The organism is Ochrobactrum chromiisoli (assembly GCF_026241335.1).
Lineage (GTDB): Bacteria > Pseudomonadota > Alphaproteobacteria > Rhizobiales > Rhizobiaceae > Brucella > Brucella chromiisoli.
This window is the reverse complement of sequence record NZ_JAPHAV010000007.1, coordinates 114,082-135,779: the sequence shown is the minus strand read 5'-3', so window position 1 is coordinate 135,779 and position 21,698 is coordinate 114,082. Positions and strand designations below refer to the sequence as shown.

The following is a 21,698-nucleotide window of genomic DNA, read 5'->3' as shown; positions in this document are numbered from 1 at the left end:
GATCAAACGGTTCGCCGCTGAATGTTAAGGAGTAAGAATGACCCAATCGAACCTCAATATCGTGCCTTTTGTCAGTGTTGATCACATGATGAAGCTGGTGCTTTCCGTCGGTGTTGAAACCTTCCTCAAGGAACTCGCCGATTATGTGGAAGAAGATTTCCGCCGCTGGGAAAGTTTTGACAAGACGCCACGCGTGGCTTCGCATTCCGATGAAGGCGTGATCGAACTGATGCCAACAAGCGATGGAACGCTTTACGGCTTTAAATATGTGAACGGTCATCCGAAGAATACGCGTGATGGTTTGCAGACGGTCACGGCCTTCGGCGTTCTCTCAGATGTTGGCAGCGGTTATCCGATGCTTCTGACCGAAATGACCATTCTCACAGCACTGCGCACGGCTGCAACCTCGGCCGTTGCGGCCAAACATCTTGCGCCAAAGAATGCACGCACGATGGCAATCATCGGCAATGGCGCGCAGAGCGAATTTCAGGCGCTGGCGTTCAAGGCAATTCTCGGCATCGACAAGCTGCGTCTTTACGATATTGATCGCACGGCTTCGGAGAAATGCGCACGCAATCTCGAAGGCGCAGGCTTTGAGATTGTGATCTGCAAAGATGTTGAAGAAGTGGTCGAGGGTGCGGATATCATCACGACGGTCACTGCCGATAAGCTTAATGCCACGATCCTGACCGACAACATGGTTGGCGCGGGTGTGCACATCAACGCAGTTGGTGGCGACTGCCCCGGCAAGACTGAACTGCATGGCGATATTCTGCGCCGTTCGGACATCTTTGTCGAATATCCGCCGCAGACCCGCATCGAAGGTGAAATCCAGCAGCTTCCCGAAGATTACCCCGTCAATGAATTGTGGGAAGTGATCACCGGCAAGACCGAAGGCCGCAAGGATGCGCGTCAGATCACGTTGTTTGACTCGGTCGGTTTTGCAACGGAAGATTTTTCAGCACTGCGCTACGTTCGTGACAAGCTGAAGGATACGGGTTTCTATGAGCAGCTCGATCTTCTGGCTGATCCTGATGAGCCTCGCGATCTTTACGGCATGTTGCTTCGACACAAGCAGCAGCTTCAAGTGGAGAAGGCCAAGCCTGCCGCATAAAAATGAAACGCCTGCCACTCAATGAGAGGCGGGCGTTTTTATAATGGTTTACGCGCGTGACGCGGGGCAGAGAATTTCCCGCTATGGGTTGCTATCGCCATTTCGAAACTATCGGCGATACGCCGTGCGCGATCGATGAAAATCACGGCGCCTTCGGGTGGGAAAATCTCGTGCGCCGTTTGTTCGAACAGTTGCAGCCAGCGGTCGAAATGATCGCCTTTCAAGCCAAGCCGCAGATGCGGCGGCATGGGGCGTCCGCTGTATCTGCCGGTTTTTAGAATCACCGACGACCAGAATTCAGCTATTTGTTCGAGATGATGGTCCCAGTCATCGACTTCTTGCTTGAAGATCGGGCCAATGACGTCGTCCTCGCGAGCACGTCCATAAAATGTATCCACCAGTTGCTTGATGGACGCCTTGTCGATGGATGGATGAGGCTGATTGATGAGAGAAGTCATATGCTGCTGGCTGCCTGAAGCTAATTCTGAGTCATGCGCCTAACGCTGGTTCTTATTCTTCCACTCGTGGCGAAGAACCAGATAGACGAGGGCGATGAAGGCAACCACCGCGAAAATGCTGGATGTATACAGCATCACGATTGCATCGCCGATGCGTTCATTTGCCATCATCCAGCTTGCGAGGGACAAGCCACATGCAAGGCCGAAAATCCATGTGATGAATAGGATCAGTGATTTCATTTCGGCTCCGCTAAGTTGCTTTGGCTGTGAATTGAAGCTTCGCAGATTCGAGGGGCTATTTATAGTGACATGAGATTCTGTACGATGTTGAGAACATAAACAGCGGCCTGCGCAAGGGCGGCAACAGCGGCGGCGGTCGCTGCCGCTTTGTTATACTGCGTTGCTTTCACCCAGCCTTTATGATGCGAATCGAGATTCGTTGCGACCTCATTGACCCATTCTTCAGATACTGTCCCATCGGGCTTTCGCAGCTTTCTCGATGGTTTAATAGCGGGAACGTCAACACCTGCTGACCGCATCCAGAGGATGCCAGCGGCCACGCCAGTTACAACTGAAATCAAATGAAGAGCGAGGAAAATAAAGTTCAGATAAATCATACCACCAACTCACGCTTTTGGCTGATGGTTATCGTAGTTTGACTGATTTGTTGAGATGAAAGTTTGCCCGAGGCGACAATATCCGCAGAAAATGGTTGGTAGCGGAGGACGGATTCGAACCGCCGACACAAGGATTATGATTCCTCTGCTCTAACCTACTGAGCTACTCCGCCACACATTGCAGTAAAACAGTTTTCTGCGCCGTCTCCAGCGTTTCCTGAACTGTGTTCATGCAAGGAATGGCGGCGGTATATGTGGGGAATGAAACCCTGTCAAGCATTCTTCGCATAGGTTTCGTCTTGTTTTCCACGTTTTGCGTAGATAAGTAACTACCGGAAAGCAAAGGCTTAAGTTTATGGCACCTCGTATTGCGGTTTTGGGTTGTGGCTATTGGGGCGGCAACCATATTCGTACCTTGAAGAGCCTTGGGGTCCTTCAGGGTGTTTCTGACGCCAATCCACAGAATGCGGAACGATTCGCTTCCGAGTTCGGTGTTCCCAACATTCCGGTCGATGAACTCTTCACGCGTCCCGATATTGATGGCATCGTTTTGGCGCTGCCTGCGCAGTTTCATGCGCAGTATGCGATTAAAGCAGTGACGAACGGCAAAGACGTTCTGGTTGAAAAGCCGATCGCTCTGGAAGTTGCTGATGCGGAAGCCGAAGTTGCCGCTGCACGCGAAAATGGTCGCGTGTTCATGGTTGGGCATATTCTGCGCTTCCATCCGGCGTTTGAAAAGCTGCTCGACATGGTGAAGAGCGGCGAGATCGGCGATGTTCGCTACGTACATTCGCACCGCGTTGGCTTTGGCAAGTTCCACGACAAGTTCGATGCGCTGTGGGATCTCGCGCCGCACGACCTTTCGATGATCCTCGCCATCACCGGTGAAGAGCCGTCGGCTGTTCGCGGTGAAGGCACGGCGATCATCGATAAGATCAGCGATTTTGCGCATGTGCATCTCGAATTCCCGAGCGGGATTCGCGGGCATCTTTTCGCTTCCCGAATGAACGCCTATCGCGAGCGTCGCCTGAGTGTTACGGGAACCAAGGGTATGCTGGTCTTTGACGATGCCGAACCCTGGGATCGCAAGCTTGCATTCTACAAGCATGAAGTATGGCGCGAGAACGATCAGTGGACTTTCAAATCGGTCGATCCGGTCTATATCCCGGTCGAAGAAGGCATGCCGCTGACACGCGAATTGCAGCATTTTCTGCATTGCATCGAAACGCGCGAAAATCCGCGCACCGATGGGCAGGAAGCAATCAGCGTCTTGCGTATTCTGACCGAAGGATCGGTCAATCATTCCTGATAACGCGCTTTTGACAAAAAATTTCTGTCAAGCGGTGTTACGGACGTAGCAAAACTTTGAACGCTCCACCCATGGCAGGGCGGGGCGTGAAGGACTAAGAGAATTGTCGTGGATTCGCTGAGCATTCTCAGTAAACCAGATAAATTGGAGCCAACATGCAGTTCATTGATCTTGGGGCGCAACGCGCGCGTATCGAAGACCGTCTTAATGCCGCCGTTTCCAAGGTTGTTGCAGAAGGCCGTTACATTCTCGGCCCTGAAGTGGCGGAGTTTGAAAAGAAGCTCGGTGAATATTTGGGCGTGGAACATGTGATCGCCTGCGCCAATGGTACCGATGCGCTTCAGATGCCTTTGATGGCGCGCGGCATCGGTCCGGGTCATGCGGTTTTTGTTCCGTCGTTCACGTTTGCTGCAACGGCTGAAGTTGTCGCCCTTGTTGGCGCAGAGCCGGTTTTCGTTGATGTCGATGCCGACAGCTACAATATGAATGTCGAGCAGCTTGAAGCTGCGATTGAAGCCGTTCGTAAAGAAGGTCGCCTTGAGCCCAAGGCAATCATTCCCGTTGATCTGTTTGGTCTTGCGGCTGATTACAACCGCATTACTGTCATTGCTGAGCGCGAAGGCCTCTTCGTGATTGAAGATGCGGCGCAGTCGATTGGCGGCAAGCGCGACAATGTCATGTGTGGTGCTTTCGGCCATGTCGGTGCGACGAGCTTCTATCCTGCCAAGCCGCTTGGCTGCTATGGCGATGGCGGTGCAATGTTCACCAATGATGCTGAACTGGCCGATACGCTGCGCTCTGTGCTGTTCCACGGCAAGGGCGAAACACAGTATGACAATGTTCGCATTGGCATCAATTCGCGTCTCGATACGATTCAGGCCGCTATTCTTCTGGAAAAGATGACGATCCTTGAAGATGAAATGGAAGCGCGTGATCGCATTGCCAAGCGCTACAATGAACGGCTCAAGGATGTGGTCAAGGTTCCGGCTTTGCCTGCCGGCAATCGTTCGGCCTGGGCACAATATTCGATTGAAAGTGAAAACCGCGATGGTCTGAAGGCGCATCTTCAGGCAGCGGGCATTCCGTCGGTCATCTATTATGTGAGGCCGCTGCATCTGCAGACGGCTTACAAGCATTATCCGGTTGCACCGGGCGGTCTACCGGTTTCGGAGGCGCTGCCTACGCGCATTTTGAGCCTGCCGATGCATCCTTATCTTTCGGAAGAAGATCAGGACAAGATCATCGGCGCGATCCGTGGTTTCCACGGCAAATAAGCCTGTTTCATCTGTGATCAGAGAAAGCCCGGCGAAAGCCGGGTTTTTTTATTTTTGACGTTTAGCAATGCGCGATGCAACGAAGCGGGCGATTGCCGGGCCCGCAAGCAGTACGATGAAAAAGCGGCTGGTTTGCATGGCGATGATGAAAGGCAGATCGACATGGCTTGACGCTGCAATAATGGCCACTGTATCGGCCCCGCCGGGGCTGGTGGCGAGATAGGCTGTGAGGGGATCAAGGCCGAGTGCATGGCCGAGGACCATGCCAAACAATCCGCAGACTGCGATCAGAATGAGTGTTGAGGCGAGGGCTGCCGGAAAAGCGCGTGCTGCGTGTGCGATGATTTGGCGGGTAAAGCCAAGGCCTATGCGCCAGCCAATAAAAATATAGCTCCCTGCCAGCAACCATGGCGGCAGGTCGATGGTCATCAGGCCAATATCCTGTAACAATGCGCCAAGCGCTAATGGTACGAGCATTGCGCCGGTTGGAATGCGTGATATTTTGCCGAGATAAGCCCCGCAGACGATCAAAGCGAGCGTTGGGCCGAGCGTATGCCAGTTGATCGCTGGAAACCAGTCTACGGCCGCTGGAGCAACTGTTTGGACATCGGCGGTAAACATCACCACAAGCGAAGCGGTTGTTGCCACCAGCACCACGCGCAAATATTGCATGAAGGCGATGAGCCGTGCGTCTGATCCGAAGGATTCGGCCATGAGCACGATTGCAGTTGCAGCCCCCGGTGAAACACCCCAGACGGCGGTTGTTCCGGGCAAAACGCGAAAGCGAGCCAGAAGATAGCCGATTGTGGTGCTGGCGAGCAGTGTGAAGCCTGTCGAAAACAGAATGATTGGCAGGTGTTGTCCCATGTTGCTGAAGAATTCAGCGGTCATGGCACGCGCGATCAACAGGCCGACAATAGCCTGCGACAGCAGCGAGAAATGCTTGTGAACCTTGATCGCACTTTCGCGCGAAGCAAGTGCAATCGCGCCCAGCATCGCGCCGAGAAGAAAGGCAGCCGGTAGTCCTAATCGTTCACCGATATAGATGAAAATGGCAGACGCGAGCAGCAGCAAACCCCATTGGGCTGGCTTTGGCGTATTGCTGAACGTGAACGTATTGCGGGCCTTTTCTTGCCCGGGAGGGACGGGTTTCTGCATGGCGCTTCTTCCCTACAACCAGGGCGGGGGCGAATGCAAACGGGATTTTTCCAAGATGGTGCAGGCCGCAAGAATAAATTCTCGCGGCCTGTCTTGTTAGAGGATGGTGCCGAATTCCATGCTGACAGGTTCGATCAGCGACAGAAATGCATCGCAGTCGGCATTGCCTTGCCAGCTTGCGCAAATCTCGGTGGCGGTGTTCTGATTATTGGCGAAGGCCAGATCGGCAAATGTGCCATCTGCGAGCTTCACCAGATGATGTGCTAGCCAGCCCGGCTGCTGCGAGAGGTGGTTGCTCACCATCGCGGTATAGGCAGCGCGCATGGCTTGTTCATCCGCGCCAGCTTTCAATCGGAAGCGCCCGAGTTCGATGCCGTTGCCTGATGTTACCGGCTGCTGAGGCTGTGTCTGCGCTTCGTAATGGCCTATCGATACCATTTCTTTTAGCGTTTCTCTGAAAGCGGCAAATTCGGGGGCTGTGCCAACGCGCTTTGCTGCCGCAAGCGCATTATCCAGCGTGGACCAGGAAACGAGGTCGACACGATCCTGCGCATCGGTTGCGCCACTAAATGGCACCCAAGAGATGAAACCGGGAAGGGCGCTGATATGTTCACGTGCCTTTTCGCGCTCCTTGTCGGCGCTGGCTATATCGTTGATCTTGTATGTGACAATTTCGAAGTATGGCGTGTTCACGAAAAACTCCTGTGTTTGATATGATGCAGATACACGGAGTCCCTGACAGTTTTTGTCAGGGGTGTGCTATAAGCTTGGCGCATGAAAACATTGCGGCTTTTTTCTTTGCTTGATCGGCTTCGCTGTGCATCTGGCCCCGTTTCTGCGGAGGCACTTGCGCAGATGATGGAGGTTTCTCCCCGGACGATTTATCGCGATATGGCGACGTTGCAGGCCATGGGGGCACCGGTCAGGGGTGAGTCCGGTTTGGGCTATCAGCTGGAGAAAGGCTATTTTCTGCCGCCGCTGCATTTTGATGCAGATGAGCTGGAAGCCATTATGCTCGGTGTGAGGCTTGTTATGGCCAGAGGTGATGGCGATCTTGGTGTTGCAGCGCAGCGTGTTTCGGGAAAAATAAGTTCAACCATGCAGGCCGGGGCAGGGGATCGTTACAGGAACCTGCCGTTGAGGGCTGTTTCGAAAATGACCGAGGAAAACAGCAAGGCGAACCTGCATCTTTCATTTTTGCGGCGTGCGGTTCGTGATCGTGTGGTTGTGACACTCCATTACCTGGACTTGCGCGAAAAGGTGAGTGAACGAACGATCAAGCCGGTTGGCTTGACGATGTTTGATGCGGTCTGGCTGCTGACGGCATGGTGTGAAAGCCGCAATGATTTCCGAAATTTCCGTCTCGACCGGATTATCAGTGTTGAAACCACAGGGCAGGTCTTTCGGCACCAGAAAGGACAGCGCTTTGAGGATTATCTGCTGATGTTGTGATGCCGCAAATACGAAAGGCACGGCTTCCCCTCAGAAGCCGTGCCTTTTTAAATTTATTTTCTTCAGGATTAGCCGATCATCGCGCGACGCTGGTTGATCGGGCGCTCCATAACGTCCCGTGGGGCCTTGATGCCATCGCGCTCTTCCAGCGCTTCGGCTTTGGCGAGGTCCGCTTCTGCAACCACCAGTTCAGCTTCCGCAGCTTCTTTCTGCTGCATCAGGTCTCGAATAGAACCAAACAGGTTGTCGCGGCGCTGACGCGCTGCCTTTGCGAAGGTCGGATAAGCAAAATGATTGATGTCAGTGATGCCTGCCTTCTTCTCTTCTGATAGAATCTGGGCATCGAGTTCTCCTGCCATCCGCTCGAACTCACCCATCATCAGATCAAGTTGGCCCAGTTGACGGCGCTTTTCCTTCACCTGGAACAATTTCAGCCTGACGAGGCTTTCACGTGGCTTCATACGCAATACTCCTTGAACACCAACCAGCTCTCTTAATGTTGGGGCGTTCCCCCCGACTTTATTAACAGGCATATGAGGGAGCCGTTTTCCCGTAATATGCCATCTAAACCATTGCAAAGCCTTGCTTTTCAGGGCGTAAGCTCTGCTGCCAATCATAAGAACAGTCTCTTTAAGCGAAACAAAAAGTTAAGATTTCGCCCTTTTGGTAACTATTCCTTTACCGGCAACGTTAATCATACGCGTTAGGAATTAAGGCTCGGTAAATACGGTGTGGTTTTTGAGTAACAGGTGAAAGCGAGAGTCATTTGAATCACTTAAGGGATTTTCTTAATGTGATTCTTGAGTATCGAACGAACAGAAGAATTGCTTATGATTCAGTTGGATATGGTTTTTTTCTAATACGATGAGAATTAGGCTTGCCAACAGGAATCATATTTTGTTAACCATTTGCAGGCACCTTCATGCTAAGGCAACGACAGTTCCGTCAGCTGCCGTGAGGGAAAACTGGTCAGCGGCGGAAAGGGGATAAGATATGCGCGTCCTTTTGATTGAAGACGACAGTGCTATCGCACAAAGCATTGAACTGATGCTTAAGTCCGAGAGCTTCAATGTTTACACCACCGATCTGGGTGAAGAAGGCATCGATCTCGGCAAGCTTTATGATTATGACATCATCTTGCTGGACCTGAACTTGCCGGATATGTCCGGTTATGAAGTTCTGCGTACCTTGCGCCTTTCAAAGGTCAAGACGCCAATCCTTATCCTTTCCGGCATGGCCGGTATTGAGGACAAGGTTCGTGGTCTGGGCTTCGGCGCAGACGACTATATGACGAAGCCGTTCCACAAGGACGAGCTGATCGCCCGTATTCACGCGATTGTTCGTCGTTCCAAGGGCCATGCCCAGTCGGTCATCACCACGGGCGACCTGATTGTTAACCTCGACGCAAAGACCGTCGAAGTTGGTGGTCAGCGCGTTCACCTGACCGGCAAAGAATATCAGATGCTTGAGCTTCTCTCCTTGCGCAAGGGCACCACGCTCACCAAGGAAATGTTCCTTAACCACCTTTATGGCGGTATGGACGAGCCTGAGCTGAAGATCATCGACGTCTTTATCTGCAAGCTGCGCAAAAAGCTTGATGCTGTTTCTGGCAGCCAGAGCTACATTGAAACCGTTTGGGGCCGTGGCTATGTGCTGCGCGAGCCGGATGGCAGCGAGTTGCGTGAAAGCGCATAAGCATTCAACATATGCTTGAAATGAAAAAGGCTCCGCGAAAGTGGAGCCTTTTCTTTCATCCGGTACAAAAAAGCGCAGGTTTTACCCTGCGCTTTTTGCGTCATCAAAGCCGCTTATTCTGCGACGAAGACGATGTCTTCGGCCGTTGCATGGATGGAGATTGTCATGCCGGCATCTTCCGCGAGCAGAAGCGTGTAATATGGCTGCACCGAATGCGCATCGATTGGCTCTTCCGGTTCTGCACCCGAATGCAGTTCGAGGAATTTTGGCGGCACACGCAGCATCCGGCCTTTGGCTGTGATGACAAAACGGGGATTGGTGTCGCCATTCTCAAGTCGAACGGCCAGCGAGCCGCCACGCGGAATAGCCGCATTGCCGATCAAAAGCAGATTGAGCAGAAGCTTGACCTTGTTTTTCGGCAGCAAAACGCGTGCGCCTTCCCAGGTCAGTTCTGGCTTTTCATTTGCAAAATATTGCATGGCAACGTGCTGTGCATCGCCCGTATCGATTTGTACGCCTGCGGAACCGGCAGCGCCAAAGGCGATGCGGGCAAACTGGAGGCGGGCTGAAGCATTGCGGGCGCTTGATTTGATGAGCGCCATCGCATCTTCATCAGCACCGCCTTCTTCGAGCAGTTCAAGGCCATTGTTGATGGCGCCAACCGGCGAGATGATGTCATGACAGATACGGCTGCACAGAAGCGCACCAAGATCGAGTGCGGACAGGGTAACAGGCAATGGCATGGTTTTTTCTCCAGGCGCGAACCGTCTCTGCTGATCGACCTTTGGTCGAATGTCAGGCGGCAATCAGTTGATGAGCATAAATCCCGACGAATCAACGTCGGAAACCTTGGAATCTGGATACACGTGACACCCGATTGCCGCAAGAAAGCTGTTATTTGCTGCCATTCTAAAGTCTATTTCAGGGCATAAAGATTTAGACAATAAATTCGCGGTTAGAATACGCACGATTCGGCAAAGCGCTCGTAAGAAGCGTAGCCATGCTTTTAACAGGGCGTCAGACAGAGAAGCTGGTAGGCAAAAGGAATGATAAATGGCCATACCGTCCCTGTCGCAGATCAGGCTCCGCAACGCGGCGTATAGTTTAGCGTTTATTGCGGCTTTTCTGATCTCCATCATCGCCGTGCCGCACAATGCGCAGGCACAGAGCAGTAATTCATATACGGCCGAGGAAATTGTACAATCCGGGCACCGCTTTTTTGGGTCCACATCCGGCGGAATCGCCAGTGCTGTCGAAAAGGCATTTCAAAGCTTTGGCTTGCCCAACGGTTATATTCTGGGCGAAGAGGGGTCAGGTGCTTTCATTGGCGGCCTTACCTATGGTGAGGGTACGCTCTATACAAAGAATGCCGGTGATCACCGCACGTTCTGGCAGGGGCCATCGCTCGGCTGGGATTTTGGCGGACAGGGATCGCGCGTCATGATGCTCGTTTATAATCTTGACGACATCCAGAGTCTCTATGGTCGCTATGCTGGTGTTGCCGGTTCTGCCTATATTATTGCCGGTGTGGGCTTTAACGTGCTCAAGCGTGAGAATATCATGCTGGTTCCGATCCGCACGGGCGTTGGCGCAAGGCTTGGTGTGAATATCGGTTATCTTAAACTCACATCCGCGCCGACCTGGAATCCGTTCTGATTTTCTAAGAGGCGCCGATCTGAAAAATGAGATCGGCGCCTTTCAACTCCTGTTTAAACGCGCATCTTGTCCGAAAACCGTTTCCATCTTTTCGGGATGCGCTTAAATGTGAAAAAGCCGTGATCCAATCTGCGCTCATTTTCATTCTTGGCGTTCTTGTGGCGGTTTTCGTCGTGGTTCTGCTTGGTCCGTCGGTCTGGCGTCGTGCATTTTTTCTTGCACGGCGCCAAATCCATGCTGAGCTTCCGATGACGCTTGCAGAAATCAGAGCCGAGCGTGACGGATTGCGCGCGGAGCATGCGGTTGCCTACAGCAAGCTTGAGCAGAAGTTGCGTCTTGAGCGGGAAAAGTCATCCGAACAGCGCATGACGATTGGCAGGCAATATGACGAACTTAAACGGTATGCCGCGCTCGAAGAGGATCTCGCCAAGCTGAGAGAAACGCTGGCTGAGCGGGATAAGAACATACAGGACATGATCGTAGAACGCGATAATTCTGCGGAAAAGTCAGAAATTATTGAGGCTGAAGTTCAACGTCTGCAAAATCATCTTTCGTCTCTCGAAAATCTGTCCGATACGCTTCGCATCGAACTGGGAGCCAAAGAGGCTGATCAAAGTCGTCTGATGAATGAAATGAGCGAAATGCGTCGGGAACGGAAAGATGCATCTGCGCGCTATAATGAGGTTTCGACGCAATTGACCGCAGCACAAACAGAACTGAAAACTGAAAAGCGCCGTAATGCGGAGTTGCAACAGAAGCTGGACAAGCTGATTTCAGAGTTTTCGGATGCGCAGGAGCGGCTTGAACGCCATATGCGCAGTGGTCCCACACCCGGCGCACAGCCTGTTATGTCGGTAGACATGGTCAAAGAAAACGCGATTCTTCGGGAAGAAATGGCGGCTTTGGCCGCACGGATGGTTGCGGCAACTGCCGAAAAGGAAGGTGAGGACTCACCTATCCCTGCGCTTATCAAAGAAGACAGCTCTGAAAAGAGTGATAAAGCACGACCCAAGAGCCTTGCATCGCGGATTCGCGAGTTACGCTAGAGCCTATCGCGCTTAGTCGCCCCCAATATGCTCGCTCTATCTTCTTGTTTTAAGCATGATCCCACGCAAAACGGCTTCGCACTTTTGCTGGAAATGCCTTAAGCGCTGTCATTCCTATTCCTATAATCAGAATTGACCAACGAAAAACCCCGGCCAGTTGACCCAGCCGGGGCTTAATTTGCGTTTCTGCCTTTTCCGAAGAATCGGGCAGACTCTTAGTGTCTGTATTGCTGGATTCGTGTCGTCCTGAGACCGGCGAGACCATGCTCATCGATCGAGGATTGCCAACCCAGAAATTCCTCCACCGTCAATGTATAACGCTGGCATGCTTCCTCAAGACTGAGAAGCCCACCGCGAACAGCGGCGACAACTTCAGCCTTTCGGCGAATGACCCAGCGCCTTGTATTGGCGGGGGGGAGGTCAGCGATGGTCAGCGGGCTGCCATCGGGACCAATAACATATTTTATACGCGGTCTTGCCAGATCGGTCATTGTACTCTCTACACAACACTCAAGGACCTAATCGAGATTGAGACTAACCGCACAGCTTTAAGAATTACCTAAACTGCTGGTAACTCTCTGGTAACACTTGCAAAAAAAAGCCTTATTTAGAGAGAAAGTTTTAAAAAGGCGCCTTTTCCCGCCCTTTGCCTGAAGGATTCACGCGAAATTGTGACCGCATGGCTGCAAAATGCGCCTTGTTTTTACTGCGACATCTTGGCAAGTACCCCCTATGTGACCTATATAAGGCGCAAATCTGAACTGTGAGAAGCAGGGCCTTTGCCCGGAAGCTGGATTTAATCATGAGCCTGAACAGCCTCGATCTGCCGGGAAAGCCGGAAGACACGCGCGTTGTCGTTGCCATGTCGGGTGGCGTCGATTCCTCTGTTGTGGCCGGTATCCTCAAACGTGAAGGCTATGATGTTGTTGGTGTAACGCTGCAGCTTTACGATCATGGCGCGGCTGTGCATCGCGCTGGTTCGTGCTGTGCGGGGCAGGATATCGAAGATGCCCGTCGCGTTTCAGAAAGCCTCGGCATTCCACATTATGTGCTGGATTATGAAGCGCGTTTCCGTGAAGCCGTGATCGATCCATTTGCGAATTCCTATGTGAGCGGTGAGACACCGATTCCTTGCGTTTCCTGCAATCAGACTGTCAAATTCGCCGATCTGTTGCAGACGGCACGCGAACTGGGGGCAGATGCACTGGCGACCGGGCATTATATCCGTAGCCGTATCAATGGCGATCACCGTGCGATGTTCCGCCCGGTCGATACGGACCGCGATCAGAGCTATTTCCTGTTTGCGACCACGCAGGAGCAGATTGATTATCTGCGCTTCCCACTTGGGCATTTGCCGAAGGCGCAGGTCCGCGAAATTGCTGAAGAAATGGGCCTGACGGTTGCCAAAAAGCAGGACAGTCAGGACATTTGCTTTGTTCCACAGGGCAAATATTCCGACATTATTTCCAAGCTGAAGCCGGAAGCTGCGACGCCGGGCGATATTGTTCATATTGATGGGCGTGTGCTGGGTCGCCATGAAGGGATTGTGCATTATACCGTTGGTCAGCGTCGTGGAATCGGCGTTGCAACAGGTGAGCCGCTTTATGTCGTGCATCTTGATGCTGCCAATACGCGGGTGATTGTTGGCCCGCGCGAGGCACTTGAAACGCACAAGGTGTTTTTGCGCGATGTGAACTGGCTTGGCGATGATGCGCTTGACGCACTCCCCGAAGGCGGCGTCGAAGTGTTTGCCAAGGTTCGTTCAACGCGTCCACCGCGTCCTGCTGTGCTGCATCATAGAGATGGCAAGACCTGGGTCGAGCTGGTGGATGGCGAAAGCGGTATCGCACCCGGTCAGGCCTGTGTCCTTTATTCGGACGACAGCAATACGGCGCGGGTATTTGGCGGTGGCTTTATTGGTCGCTCCGAACGTGAACCACGGGCGGAAGAAATGCTGCGCCGTCTGGCTGCCAATGCCGGCAATGTTTCAGCGGCCTGAGTGCTGTTGTTCTTGATTGAATATGAAAGCCTCCGGCATTTGCCGGAGGCTTTTTTGCGGTCAGGTAAACTTACTGAAGCGGGAGAGGGCAATCCCGGAGGCCGTGGCGACGTTAAGGCTGTCAAAGCTTTTGGACATAGGAATGCGCGCACCGGTCAGTCGTTCGAGTAGATGCGCTGGAAGTCCGTCACCTTCCGTGCCAAGCAGCAGCGCCTGACGTTTATGCTGCGGTGCCTGATAGATATTCATTTCAGCGGATGGACTGAGCGCCAGGATATCGAATTGCGCTGCTTGCAACGCTGCGACAATCGTTTCAATGGATGCGCCGTGAAAATAGGGGACTTTCAGCGTCGCTCCGACAGAAACACGGATCGCTTTTCGGTAAAGCGGATCGCAACAGGTTTCATCCATCAGAACACTGTCAGCTTCGAAAGCTGCGGCATTGCGAAAGATCGAGCCGAGATTGTCGTGATTGGATATGCCGCATAAGACAACGACCAGCGATGTTTCTGGCAACTGGCTGATTATTTCGCCAAGTTCTGATTGCGGTTTGCGGCGTCCGACGCCCAAAATTCCGCGATGGACGTGAAAGCCGGCCACTTCGTCCATGACTGACTGCGGAACAGAATAGACGTCGACACCGGCTGGCAGATGATCAAGCTGTTCGCGAAGGCCGTTCAGACGATTTTCCAGAACAAGCAGCGATTCCGTTTCAAAACGGGCCGATTCTGAAAAGAGAACATTCAGGACGACTTTGCCCTCAGCAATAAAACGCTGATGGCGACCGATCAGATCTTTTTCACGTATGTTTTTGTAGGGAGACAGGCGCTGATCGCCGGGATCAGAAATTTCTACGACAAAGTCGTGCGATCCGGTTTGGGGTTCCTTCATCGCACGACTTATGCCTCATAGGATGTGCTACTGGTGAACGACCGCCGCCATTTCACGTCGACGCGGTGTTGGACTCATATACAGACTTGAAAGCGTAGACAACATCAGTTCGATCTGCGGCGATGAAACGATGTAATAGATCGTTTGAGCATCGCGTCGCGTCGATACGAGATTAAGGGCTCGTAGCTTGGCAAGGTGTTGCGAAAGTGCGGATTGGCTAAGATCAATAGCCTTGGCCAAGGCGCCGACTGACATTTCATTGTGCAAAAGCTTGCATAAAATGAGCAGTCGCTTGTTGTTTGCAATTGCTGATAAGAAATCGGCAACTTGATCTGCATTATCTATTAAATCAATAAAATTATTATCTGTAGTCATTCGCGGTCATACCCCCGTAAGACTGCATCGGTTAAAAAAATGCCCGCCACTTTTTAGTGTGGCCGACAATTCAAAACTAATACTATATTGATAAATTGAAAAGCCCTTGCTTATATTCGTAGACATAAAAGGTTTGTATATATGTCCCAAAACTTTTGGCTTTTTGTTTCAGGCGCAATCTTTCAGCCGCTTGGCAAGCGCGTCGCTGCACTTTTCGATGGAATCGCAGGGGGATGAAAAATGCTCGCGGACAATTTGATCACCATTGGCGAGATTAAAGCCATCAGGATCTAAGCCTGTTATTTTCCAATTTGCCAAGCTGTCTTTAATACCAGCTATATAGGCTTTAATCGCTGGAGCGTACTGCTGGTTGAGTATCTCGAGCGCTTGTTGCTCGCCTGATGCTATCGCTTTAGAGGCGGACTGGTCGCTGATTAAATCGTCATGCGTTAGATCAAAAGCTCTGCCAAAACCCCCGTTCAAACTAGCGGTTTCCACGTTTAGCCGGAAGAAAATGAAGTCGCCTAAATCGACGTAAAGCTTGCCCTTTGGATTGTGATTGAGATAGCGCCGCCGAATTTGGGGATATTCCGGCGAATTGCGGTCCACTTTTTCAGCTTCGCAGTGAAGTGTTACGCGCGCGTGCGCCAGCGGATCACCTTTGCCCACTTCGCCTAAAAGCAACGAACAGGAAGGATGCGCAATGAGGCTGGGCGTGTGTGCCGCAAGGCCTGAGACAAGAATGATCGGCGTTCCATCCGTATCCGTTGCAACAGCAACACGCGTTGCGATTGGCTTGCCGGTTTTTGCGTCGAGAACGGCCAGTGCGCCATAGCGTGATACCCGTAACATAGTCTGCGCAAGCTGAATTGCTTCGGGCGTCGTGGGGCGAATGGGATTGATCTCTGGCATTGCAACGGGTCCTCGTTCGAATATGTTTTGATTACAGCATAAGTCCTGCCGGAGCGAAACGAGGATTGATAAGATTATGCTTAATTTGCGTGATTGCATCGAAATGAAAACAGTCTCACGGCTGCTGCACCGAGACTGCATGTCAAAAATGAGAAAACCGTACCTCTTTCATATTCGTTAGAAGGCAATGCTGGAGATGTGTTTCGCCCCTGGGGACAGGCATCGTAACAAAGCAAATAATATTATAAATAATCCGTGCTTAGCGCAATTTTCTATAAAATAATAAGATTGAGAAATGAAAATCTAATTCGATCGGCCAAAAACAGTTGAGAATGCGACATTATTTTAAAAATTCCGCTTGCATTGTGACATGGCAAGCGTTTCGATAAGAGCAGGTTGCGTGCTTAGGGTGCGCGCAATAATATTTCCGTGGAGGCGGGCACCAAATGAAATTTTATAAAACACTCCTGGCGGCAACGGCAGTTGTCGCTCTCATGAGCGGCGCGGCATCGGCAAAGACCTTTGTCTATTGCTCGCCTGCATCGCCTGAGGGCTTCGATCCGGCAGCTTACACAGGCGGTGATACGTTTGATGCGTCCGCGCATCCTGTCTATAACCGTCTTGCAGAATTCAAGAACGGCACGACGGAAGTTGTACCGGGCCTTGCTGAAAGCTGGGACGTTTCTGAAGATGGTAAGGAATACACCTTTCATTTGCGCAAGGGTGTCAAGTTCCATTCGAGTGACAATTTCACGCCAAGCCGTGATTTCAACGCCGATGACGTGATCCTGTCCTTTGACCGCATGGGCAACAAGGAAAATCCTTGGCACGAATATACAGCGGGGATCACCTACGAATATTTTGATTCCATGGAAATGGGGTCGCTGATCAAGGAAATTCAGAAGATCGACGACAACACGGTCAAGTTCGTGCTGAATCGCCCTGAAGCCGCATTCCTTGCCAATATTGCGATGCCTTTCGCTTCGATTATCTCGAAGGAATACACGGACAAGCTTACAGCGGATGGCAAGCAGTCGGATCTCAATCAGGTTCCGGTTGGCACTGGTCCCTTCCAGTTTGTTGCTTACCAGAAAGACGCAGTTGTTCGCTTCAAGGCTAACCCTGACTATTGGGGTGGAAAGCCAAAGATCGACGATCTCGTCTTTGCAATCACCACTGATCCTGCCGTTCGCGCGCAGAAGCTCAAGGCTGGCGAATGCCACCTGATGTCTTATCCCGCACCTGCTGACATCAAGGGTCTTCAGGCTGATAAGAACCTCAAGGTTGACGAACAGGCCGGCCTGAACGTTGCTTACTTCGCCTACAACACGATGGTCGCTCCATTTGATAAGCCAGAAGTGCGCAAGGCGCTCAATCAGGCTGTCAACAAGCAGGCGATCATCGATGGCGTTTATGAAGGTCAGGGCCAAGTTGCCAAGAACCCGATCCCACCGACAATGTGGGGTTATAACGACAAGATCGAAGACGACAAATACGATCCGGAAGCTGCTAAGAAGGCTCTTGAAGCGGCTGGCGTCAAGAATCTGAAGATGAAGCTGTGGGCGATGCCTGTCAGCCGTCCTTACATGCCAAATGCGCGCCGTACAGCTGAACTCATGCAGTCCGATCTCGCCAAGGTTGGCGTGGATGCGGAAATCGTTTCGATGGAATGGGGTGAATACCTCAAGAAGTCGGGCGAAAAGGACCGCGACGGCGCTGTTATCCTTGGCTGGACCGGCGATAATGGCGATCCGGACAACTTCCTCGGCACGCTTCTCGGCTGCGCTGGCGTTGGCTCGAACAACCGTGCTCAGTGGTGCTATCAGCCATTTGAAGACCTGATCCAGAAGGCAAAGGTTTCGACGAACCACGACGAACGTGTGAAGCTTTATGAAGAAGCTCAGGTGATTTTCAAGGAGCAGGCTCCATGGAACACCATTGCGCATTCGACGGTTTTCGTGCCGATGTCGGCCAAGGTTACCGGCTTCAAGCAGAGCCCGCTTGGCGATTATCGCTTCGACGAAGTTGATATCGCAGAGTAATATTTAACAACACCAGCGGCCGGGTGTGGAGGTTTCCTCCGCACCCGGTCGGAGTTTTTGTATGTTTCGTTTTGTATTAAACAAACTTCTTTATCTGATACCGACATTTATCGGCATCACGATTGTCGCTTTCGCTTTCGTTCGCGTGTTGCCGGGGGATCCTGTCCTTCTGATGGCGGGCGAGCGCGGCGTCAGTCCTGAGCGCCATGCGCAGCTATTGTCCCAGCTCGGGTTTGATAAGCCCATTTGGGAGCAATATCTTCACTATGTGTGGAACCTCCTGCATGGTGATTTCGGGCAGTCGCTTGTAACGAAAAAGCCAGTGCTGGATGAGTTTTTCTCCCTGTTCCCCGCGACGGTTGAACTTGCAGTCTGCGCCATTATCGTTGCCGTTGCATTGGGGATTCCCGCAGGTGTTTTTGCTGCTGTAAAGCGCGGTTCCTGGTTCGATCAGGGCCTGATGGGCATTTCGCTTGTTGGCTATTCGATGCCGATTTTCTGGTGGGCCTTGCTGCTGATCATCCTGTTTTCAGGTGTTTTGCAATGGACGCCGGTTTCGGGTCGTATCTCGTTGCTTTACTACTTCCCGCCTGTGACCGGCTTTATGCTGATTGACAGCCTGTTGTCTGGCCAGAAAGGCGCGTTTGCTTCCGCAGCTTCACACCTCATTTTGCCGACCATTGTGCTTGCAACCATTCCACTTGCGGTCATTGCGCGCCAGACCCGTTCGGCGATGCTGGAAGTGCTCGGTGAAGATTATGTGCGCACCGCACGTGCAAAGGGTCTGCCGCTTCGTCGCGTGATCGGCCTTCACGCGCTGCGCAATGCGATGATCCCGGTGATCACGACGATTGGCCTGCAGGTTGGCGTGCTGATGGCAGGGGCGATCCTGACGGAAACCATTTTCTCATGGCCCGGTATTGGCAAATGGATGCTCGATTCCATTTTCCGTCGTGACTATCCGGTCGTTCAAAGCGGTTTGCTCATCATTGCGTTCATGATCATGATCGTAAACCTGATCGTTGATCTGCTTTACGGTCTTATCAATCCGCGTATCCGGCATAAGTGAGGGTATCATGACACACTCAGCAATTCAGCCGGAAGCCGCAAACGACGTCGGAAAAATCCGCGCGTTGAAAGATTTCTGGTTCTATTTCAGCGTCAACCGCGGCGCTGTTCTTGGTCTTTTCGTATTTCTTGCGATTATTCTGGTTGCGATTTTCGCGCCTTTAATTGCACCGCATAATCCGGTCGAACAGTTTCGGGATTTTGTTAAGGTCCCGCCGTTCTGGGAGCAGGGCGGGACGACGCAGTTTCTTCTGGGCACAGATGCGGTGGGTCGCGATATCCTGTCCCGCCTGATTTATGGCGCACAATATTCGCTGCTCGTAGGCTTCGTGATCGTCATCATTTCGATGTGCCTTGGGATCACCATCGGCCTCATCTCCGGTTATTTCGGTGGTGGCGTTGATACGATCTTCATGCGCATTATGGATGTTATTCTGGCCTTTCCATCGCTGTTGCTGGCACTGGTGCTGGTGGCCATTCTCGGACCGGGTCTGATCAACGCAATTCTCGCAATCACGCTTGTGCTGCTTCCGCATTTTTCGCGTCTGACCCGTGCGGCGGTGATGGCTGAAAAGGAGCGCGAGTATGTGACTGCGTCTAAGCTCGCGGGCGCAAGCAAGTTGCGTCTGATGTTCAAGACGATTCTTCCAAACTGTCTTGCGCCTCTTGTGGTTCAGGCAACCATGTCGTTCTCTAACGCTATTTTGGACGTTGCAGCGCTTGGATTCCTTGGCATGGGTGCGCAGCCGCCGACACCGGAATGGGGCACGATGCTCGCGGAAGCGCGTGAGTTCATTCTGAGTGCCTGGTGGATTGTGACTTTCCCCGGTCTTGCGATCCTGATCACCGTTCTCGCGATCAATCTGATCGGCGATGGTCTGCGCGATGCGCTTGATCCGAAACTGAAGAGGAGCTGATCGATGGCTTTGCTTGATATCAAGAATCTCACGGTTTCGTTTGAAACATCCACCGGGCCTTTCAAAGCAGTCGATGGCATCGACATCTCGGTGGATAAGGGCGAAGTCCTTGCTATCGTGGGTGAGTCGGGTTCGGGTAAGTCGGTTGGTATGCTTGCAGTCATGGGTCTGCTGCCCAAAACTGCCACGGTGACCGCCGACAGGATGATGTTTGACGGCAAAGACTTGCAGGCAATGTCTGACAAGGAGCGCCGTCAGATCATCGGACGTGATATTTCGATGATCTTTCAGGAACCGGTTGCGAGCCTTAATCCGTGTTTCACGGTCGGCTATCAGCTTGAGGAAGTGCTGAAGCAGCATATGGGGTTGAGAGGTTCGGCCAGTCGCGCACGCGCGATTGAACTTCTTGAACTGGTCGGCATTCGTGATGCGGGCGAACGCCTGTCGAGCTTTCCGCACCAGATGTCGGGTGGCCAGTGCCAGCGTGTGATGATCGCGATTGCGATTGCGTGCAATCCAAAGCTGCTGATTGCGGATGAGCCGACAACTGCGCTTGATGTGACGATCCAGAAACAAATTCTTGATCTGTTGATGCGTCTCCAGGTCGAGCATGGCATGGGCCTCATCATGATCACGCATGACATGGGCGTTGTTGCGGAAACGGCTGACCGTGTGATCGTTCAGTATAAGGGCCACAAGATGGAGGATTCTGACGTCTTGTCGCTGTTTACGGAGCCTAAGCACCCTTACACACGCGCGCTGCTTTCGGCGCTGCCGGAAAATGCGACCGGTGATCGTCTGCCGACGGTTTCCGACTTTGTGTATCAGAACAGTGCGGCAGGAGAAGCGTGATGAGCGAGATTGTTCTCGAAGCGCGCGACATCAAGCGCGATTACCATGTTGGTGGCGGTCTCTTTGGCAAGCCGAAAGTCGTCCATGCCGTTAAAGGTGTGAGCTTCAAGGTTGAGAAGGGTAAAACGCTGGCAATCGTTGGCGAATCGGGTTGTGGCAAGTCAACGCTTGCGCGCATTCTGACGATGATTGACCCGCAGACATCCGGCGAATTGCTGATTGGTGGACAGGATGTCAATATTGCCCGTGATGGTCTGACCGCCGAAATGCGCCAGAAGGTGCAGATCGTGTTCCAGAACCCTTACGGCTCGCTCAACCCACGCCAGAAGATCGGTGATGTGCTGGCGGAGCCTTTGCTGCTCAATACCAAGATGTCAGCAGCGGAACGCCGTGAAAAAGCAATGGAAATGCTGCTCAAGGTTGGTCTTGGCAAAGAGCACTTCAATCGCTATCCGCACATGTTTTCGGGCGGCCAGCGTCAGCGTATCGCGATTGCACGTGCCTTGATGCTCAATCCGAAGCTGCTCATTCTTGATGAGCCGGTTTCGGCACTTGATCTTTCGGTGCAGGCGCAGGTGCTTAATATTCTTGCGGATTTGCAGGAAGAGTTTGGCCTGACTTACGTGTTTATCAGCCACGATCTCTCGGTTGTGCGTTATATCGCTGACGATGTGATGGTGATGTATTTTGGTGAGGTTGTTGAGTACGGCTCGCGTGATGACGTCTTCAACAATCCACAGCATGACTACACGAAGAAGCTTTTTGCAGCCACACCGCGTGCCGATGTGGATGCGATCCGCGCCCGTGTTGCAGCGCGTGCGGCAGCACGAGAATCAGCAAGGGCGTAAAGCCTTCTATCGATA

At 52.4% G+C, this 21,698-nt stretch carries 24 protein-coding genes and 1 tRNA gene; 13 read left to right on the top strand and 12 right to left on the bottom strand.

The annotated features are described in order from the left end of the window. Positions 1-37: 37 nt before the first annotated feature. Positions 38-1,114: an ornithine cyclodeaminase gene (locus OPR82_RS14670; protein ID WP_265985636.1), complete on the top strand. Its 1,077-nt coding sequence runs from the start codon at positions 38-40 to the stop codon at positions 1,112-1,114. 38 nt (positions 1,115-1,152) lie between these two features. Here OPR82_RS14670 and OPR82_RS14665 read toward each other — a convergent pair whose 3' ends face one another. From OPR82_RS14665 to OPR82_RS14650, 4 genes are all read right to left on the bottom strand, one after another. Beyond that, positions 1,153-1,572: a group III truncated hemoglobin gene (locus OPR82_RS14665; protein ID WP_265985635.1), complete on the bottom strand. Its 420-nt coding sequence runs from the start codon at positions 1,570-1,572 to the stop codon at positions 1,153-1,155. Between the two features lie 39 nt (positions 1,573-1,611). Continuing rightward, the gene (locus tag OPR82_RS14660) at positions 1,612-1,812 is read right to left on the bottom strand and encodes a hypothetical protein (RefSeq protein ID WP_265985634.1); all 201 of its coding nucleotides are present in this window, start codon (positions 1,810-1,812) and stop codon (positions 1,612-1,614) included. 59 nt (positions 1,813-1,871) lie between these two features. Further along, complete coding sequence (locus OPR82_RS14655; RefSeq protein ID WP_265985633.1) at positions 1,872-2,189, bottom strand: hypothetical protein; 318 nt, start codon at positions 2,187-2,189, stop codon at positions 1,872-1,874. Positions 2,190-2,285: 96 nt separating this feature from the next. Further along, positions 2,286-2,362, bottom strand: a tRNA-Met gene (locus OPR82_RS14650). A 182-nt stretch (positions 2,363-2,544) separates the two neighbouring features. On the opposite strand from OPR82_RS14650, the gene OPR82_RS14645 reads away from it, so the two are divergent. After that, complete coding sequence (locus OPR82_RS14645; protein WP_265985632.1) at positions 2,545-3,498, top strand: Gfo/Idh/MocA family protein; 954 nt, start codon at positions 2,545-2,547, stop codon at positions 3,496-3,498. Between the two features lie 155 nt (positions 3,499-3,653). Continuing rightward, entirely contained in the window at positions 3,654-4,772 is a 1,119-nt protein-coding gene (locus OPR82_RS14640; RefSeq protein WP_265985631.1) for a DegT/DnrJ/EryC1/StrS family aminotransferase, read from the top strand. A gap of 48 nt (positions 4,773-4,820) precedes the next feature. Here OPR82_RS14640 and OPR82_RS14635 read toward each other — a convergent pair whose 3' ends face one another. Both OPR82_RS14635 and OPR82_RS14630 read right to left on the bottom strand, forming a co-directional pair. Next, on the bottom strand, positions 4,821-5,930 hold the full coding sequence (locus tag OPR82_RS14635) for an AbrB family transcriptional regulator (RefSeq protein WP_265985630.1): 1,110 nt from the start codon (positions 5,928-5,930) through the stop codon (positions 4,821-4,823). Between the two features lie 96 nt (positions 5,931-6,026). Next, entirely contained in the window at positions 6,027-6,623 is a 597-nt protein-coding gene (locus OPR82_RS14630) for a hypothetical protein (protein WP_265985629.1), read from the bottom strand. Between the two features lie 81 nt (positions 6,624-6,704). On the opposite strand from OPR82_RS14630, the gene OPR82_RS14625 reads away from it, so the two are divergent. After that, positions 6,705-7,382 (top strand): helix-turn-helix transcriptional regulator, encoded by a 678-nt coding sequence (locus tag OPR82_RS14625; RefSeq protein ID WP_265985628.1) that lies wholly within the window; start codon positions 6,705-6,707, stop codon positions 7,380-7,382. Positions 7,383-7,450: 68 nt separating this feature from the next. Here the strand turns inward: OPR82_RS14625 and OPR82_RS14620 are convergent, their stop codons facing one another. Beyond that, a complete protein-coding gene (locus OPR82_RS14620; protein WP_265985627.1) occupies positions 7,451-7,843 on the bottom strand; it encodes a flagellar export protein FliJ in 393 nt (130 codons plus the stop codon). Between the two features lie 532 nt (positions 7,844-8,375). Between OPR82_RS14620 and ctrA the strand changes: the two genes are divergently transcribed. Then, positions 8,376-9,077, top strand: a complete 702-nt coding sequence (gene ctrA / locus OPR82_RS14615; protein WP_024899367.1) for a response regulator transcription factor CtrA — start codon at positions 8,376-8,378, stop codon at positions 9,075-9,077. Positions 9,078-9,190: 113 nt separating this feature from the next. Here the strand turns inward: ctrA and chpT are convergent, their stop codons facing one another. Beyond that, entirely contained in the window at positions 9,191-9,820 is a 630-nt protein-coding gene (gene chpT, locus OPR82_RS14610; RefSeq protein ID WP_265985626.1) for a histidine phosphotransferase ChpT, read from the bottom strand. A gap of 310 nt (positions 9,821-10,130) precedes the next feature. On the opposite strand from chpT, the gene OPR82_RS14605 reads away from it, so the two are divergent. Beyond that, positions 10,131-10,733, top strand: a complete 603-nt coding sequence (locus OPR82_RS14605; RefSeq protein WP_265985625.1) for a DUF1134 domain-containing protein — start codon at positions 10,131-10,133, stop codon at positions 10,731-10,733. Positions 10,734-10,876: 143 nt separating this feature from the next. Continuing rightward, positions 10,877-11,779, top strand: a complete 903-nt coding sequence (locus OPR82_RS14600) for a hypothetical protein (protein WP_265985706.1) — start codon at positions 10,877-10,879, stop codon at positions 11,777-11,779. Positions 11,780-11,994: 215 nt separating this feature from the next. On the opposite strand, the gene sciP is transcribed toward OPR82_RS14600, so the two are convergent. Next, complete coding sequence (gene sciP / locus OPR82_RS14595) at positions 11,995-12,270, bottom strand: CtrA inhibitor SciP (protein ID WP_109707414.1); 276 nt, start codon at positions 12,268-12,270, stop codon at positions 11,995-11,997. Positions 12,271-12,581: 311 nt separating this feature from the next. On the opposite strand from sciP, the gene mnmA reads away from it, so the two are divergent. Further along, positions 12,582-13,778 carry a tRNA 2-thiouridine(34) synthase MnmA gene (gene mnmA / locus OPR82_RS14590; RefSeq protein WP_265985624.1) on the top strand — a complete coding sequence of 399 codons (1,197 nt, stop codon included), beginning with the start codon at positions 12,582-12,584 and terminating at the stop codon, positions 13,776-13,778. A 60-nt stretch (positions 13,779-13,838) separates the two neighbouring features. Here mnmA and OPR82_RS14585 read toward each other — a convergent pair whose 3' ends face one another. The 3 genes from OPR82_RS14585 to OPR82_RS14575 form a co-directional block, all read right to left on the bottom strand. After that, positions 13,839-14,669 carry a TrmH family RNA methyltransferase gene (locus OPR82_RS14585; RefSeq protein ID WP_265985623.1) on the bottom strand — a complete coding sequence of 277 codons (831 nt, stop codon included), beginning with the start codon at positions 14,667-14,669 and terminating at the stop codon, positions 13,839-13,841. A 27-nt stretch (positions 14,670-14,696) separates the two neighbouring features. After that, positions 14,697-15,044: an ArsR/SmtB family transcription factor gene (locus OPR82_RS14580; protein WP_265985622.1), complete on the bottom strand. Its 348-nt coding sequence runs from the start codon at positions 15,042-15,044 to the stop codon at positions 14,697-14,699. A 168-nt stretch (positions 15,045-15,212) separates the two neighbouring features. After that, positions 15,213-15,956, bottom strand: a complete 744-nt coding sequence (locus OPR82_RS14575) for a HugZ family pyridoxamine 5'-phosphate oxidase (RefSeq protein ID WP_265985621.1) — start codon at positions 15,954-15,956, stop codon at positions 15,213-15,215. Positions 15,957-16,402: 446 nt separating this feature from the next. Here OPR82_RS14575 and OPR82_RS14570 point away from each other — a divergent pair, with 446 nt between their 5' ends. The 5 genes from OPR82_RS14570 (at position 16,403) to OPR82_RS14550 (ending at position 21,683) form a co-directional block, all read left to right on the top strand. Next, positions 16,403-17,998: an ABC transporter substrate-binding protein gene (locus OPR82_RS14570; protein WP_265985620.1), complete on the top strand. Its 1,596-nt coding sequence runs from the start codon at positions 16,403-16,405 to the stop codon at positions 17,996-17,998. Positions 17,999-18,059: 61 nt separating this feature from the next. Further along, positions 18,060-19,067 carry an ABC transporter permease subunit gene (locus tag OPR82_RS14565; RefSeq protein ID WP_265985619.1) on the top strand — a complete coding sequence of 336 codons (1,008 nt, stop codon included), beginning with the start codon at positions 18,060-18,062 and terminating at the stop codon, positions 19,065-19,067. A gap of 7 nt (positions 19,068-19,074) precedes the next feature. Continuing rightward, positions 19,075-19,983 (top strand): ABC transporter permease subunit, encoded by a 909-nt coding sequence (locus OPR82_RS14560; RefSeq protein WP_265985618.1) that lies wholly within the window; start codon positions 19,075-19,077, stop codon positions 19,981-19,983. 3 nt (positions 19,984-19,986) lie between these two features. Then, positions 19,987-20,835 carry an ABC transporter ATP-binding protein gene (locus OPR82_RS14555; RefSeq protein ID WP_265985617.1) on the top strand — a complete coding sequence of 283 codons (849 nt, stop codon included), beginning with the start codon at positions 19,987-19,989 and terminating at the stop codon, positions 20,833-20,835. Further along, entirely contained in the window at positions 20,835-21,683 is an 849-nt protein-coding gene (locus OPR82_RS14550; protein WP_265985616.1) for a dipeptide ABC transporter ATP-binding protein, read from the top strand. The genes OPR82_RS14555 and OPR82_RS14550 overlap by 1 nt, the downstream gene beginning before the upstream one ends. Positions 21,684-21,698: the final 15 nt, after the last annotated feature.

Excerpts from the sequence above, each read along its gene's own strand:
- OPR82_RS14670 (WP_265985636.1), top strand. The coding sequence starts at position 38 with ATGACCCAATCGAACCTCAATATCGTGCCTTTTGTCAGTGTTGATCAC.
- OPR82_RS14665 (WP_265985635.1), bottom strand. The coding sequence starts at position 1,572 with ATGACTTCTCTCATCAATCAGCCTCATCCATCCATCGACAAGGCGTCC.
- OPR82_RS14660 (WP_265985634.1), bottom strand. The coding sequence starts at position 1,812 with ATGAAATCACTGATCCTATTCATCACATGGATTTTCGGCCTTGCATGT.
- OPR82_RS14655 (WP_265985633.1), bottom strand. The coding sequence starts at position 2,189 with ATGATTTATCTGAACTTTATTTTCCTCGCTCTTCATTTGATTTCAGTT.
- OPR82_RS14645 (WP_265985632.1), top strand. The coding sequence starts at position 2,545 with ATGGCACCTCGTATTGCGGTTTTGGGTTGTGGCTATTGGGGCGGCAAC.
- OPR82_RS14640 (WP_265985631.1), top strand. The coding sequence starts at position 3,654 with ATGCAGTTCATTGATCTTGGGGCGCAACGCGCGCGTATCGAAGACCGT.
- OPR82_RS14635 (WP_265985630.1), bottom strand. The coding sequence starts at position 5,930 with ATGCAGAAACCCGTCCCTCCCGGGCAAGAAAAGGCCCGCAATACGTTC.
- OPR82_RS14625 (WP_265985628.1), top strand. The coding sequence starts at position 6,705 with ATGAAAACATTGCGGCTTTTTTCTTTGCTTGATCGGCTTCGCTGTGCA.
- OPR82_RS14620 (WP_265985627.1), bottom strand. The coding sequence starts at position 7,843 with ATGAAGCCACGTGAAAGCCTCGTCAGGCTGAAATTGTTCCAGGTGAAG.
- ctrA (WP_024899367.1), top strand. The coding sequence starts at position 8,376 with ATGCGCGTCCTTTTGATTGAAGACGACAGTGCTATCGCACAAAGCATT.
- chpT (WP_265985626.1), bottom strand. The coding sequence starts at position 9,820 with ATGCCATTGCCTGTTACCCTGTCCGCACTCGATCTTGGTGCGCTTCTG.
- OPR82_RS14605 (WP_265985625.1), top strand. The coding sequence starts at position 10,131 with ATGGCCATACCGTCCCTGTCGCAGATCAGGCTCCGCAACGCGGCGTAT.
- sciP (WP_109707414.1), bottom strand. The coding sequence starts at position 12,270 with ATGACCGATCTGGCAAGACCGCGTATAAAATATGTTATTGGTCCCGAT.
- mnmA (WP_265985624.1), top strand. The coding sequence starts at position 12,582 with ATGAGCCTGAACAGCCTCGATCTGCCGGGAAAGCCGGAAGACACGCGC.
- OPR82_RS14585 (WP_265985623.1), bottom strand. The coding sequence starts at position 14,669 with ATGAAGGAACCCCAAACCGGATCGCACGACTTTGTCGTAGAAATTTCT.
- OPR82_RS14580 (WP_265985622.1), bottom strand. The coding sequence starts at position 15,044 with ATGACTACAGATAATAATTTTATTGATTTAATAGATAATGCAGATCAA.
- OPR82_RS14575 (WP_265985621.1), bottom strand. The coding sequence starts at position 15,956 with ATGCCAGAGATCAATCCCATTCGCCCCACGACGCCCGAAGCAATTCAG.
- OPR82_RS14570 (WP_265985620.1), top strand. The coding sequence starts at position 16,403 with ATGAAATTTTATAAAACACTCCTGGCGGCAACGGCAGTTGTCGCTCTC.
- OPR82_RS14565 (WP_265985619.1), top strand. The coding sequence starts at position 18,060 with ATGTTTCGTTTTGTATTAAACAAACTTCTTTATCTGATACCGACATTT.
- OPR82_RS14560 (WP_265985618.1), top strand. The coding sequence starts at position 19,075 with ATGACACACTCAGCAATTCAGCCGGAAGCCGCAAACGACGTCGGAAAA.
- OPR82_RS14555 (WP_265985617.1), top strand. The coding sequence starts at position 19,987 with ATGGCTTTGCTTGATATCAAGAATCTCACGGTTTCGTTTGAAACATCC.
- OPR82_RS14550 (WP_265985616.1), top strand. The coding sequence starts at position 20,835 with ATGAGCGAGATTGTTCTCGAAGCGCGCGACATCAAGCGCGATTACCAT.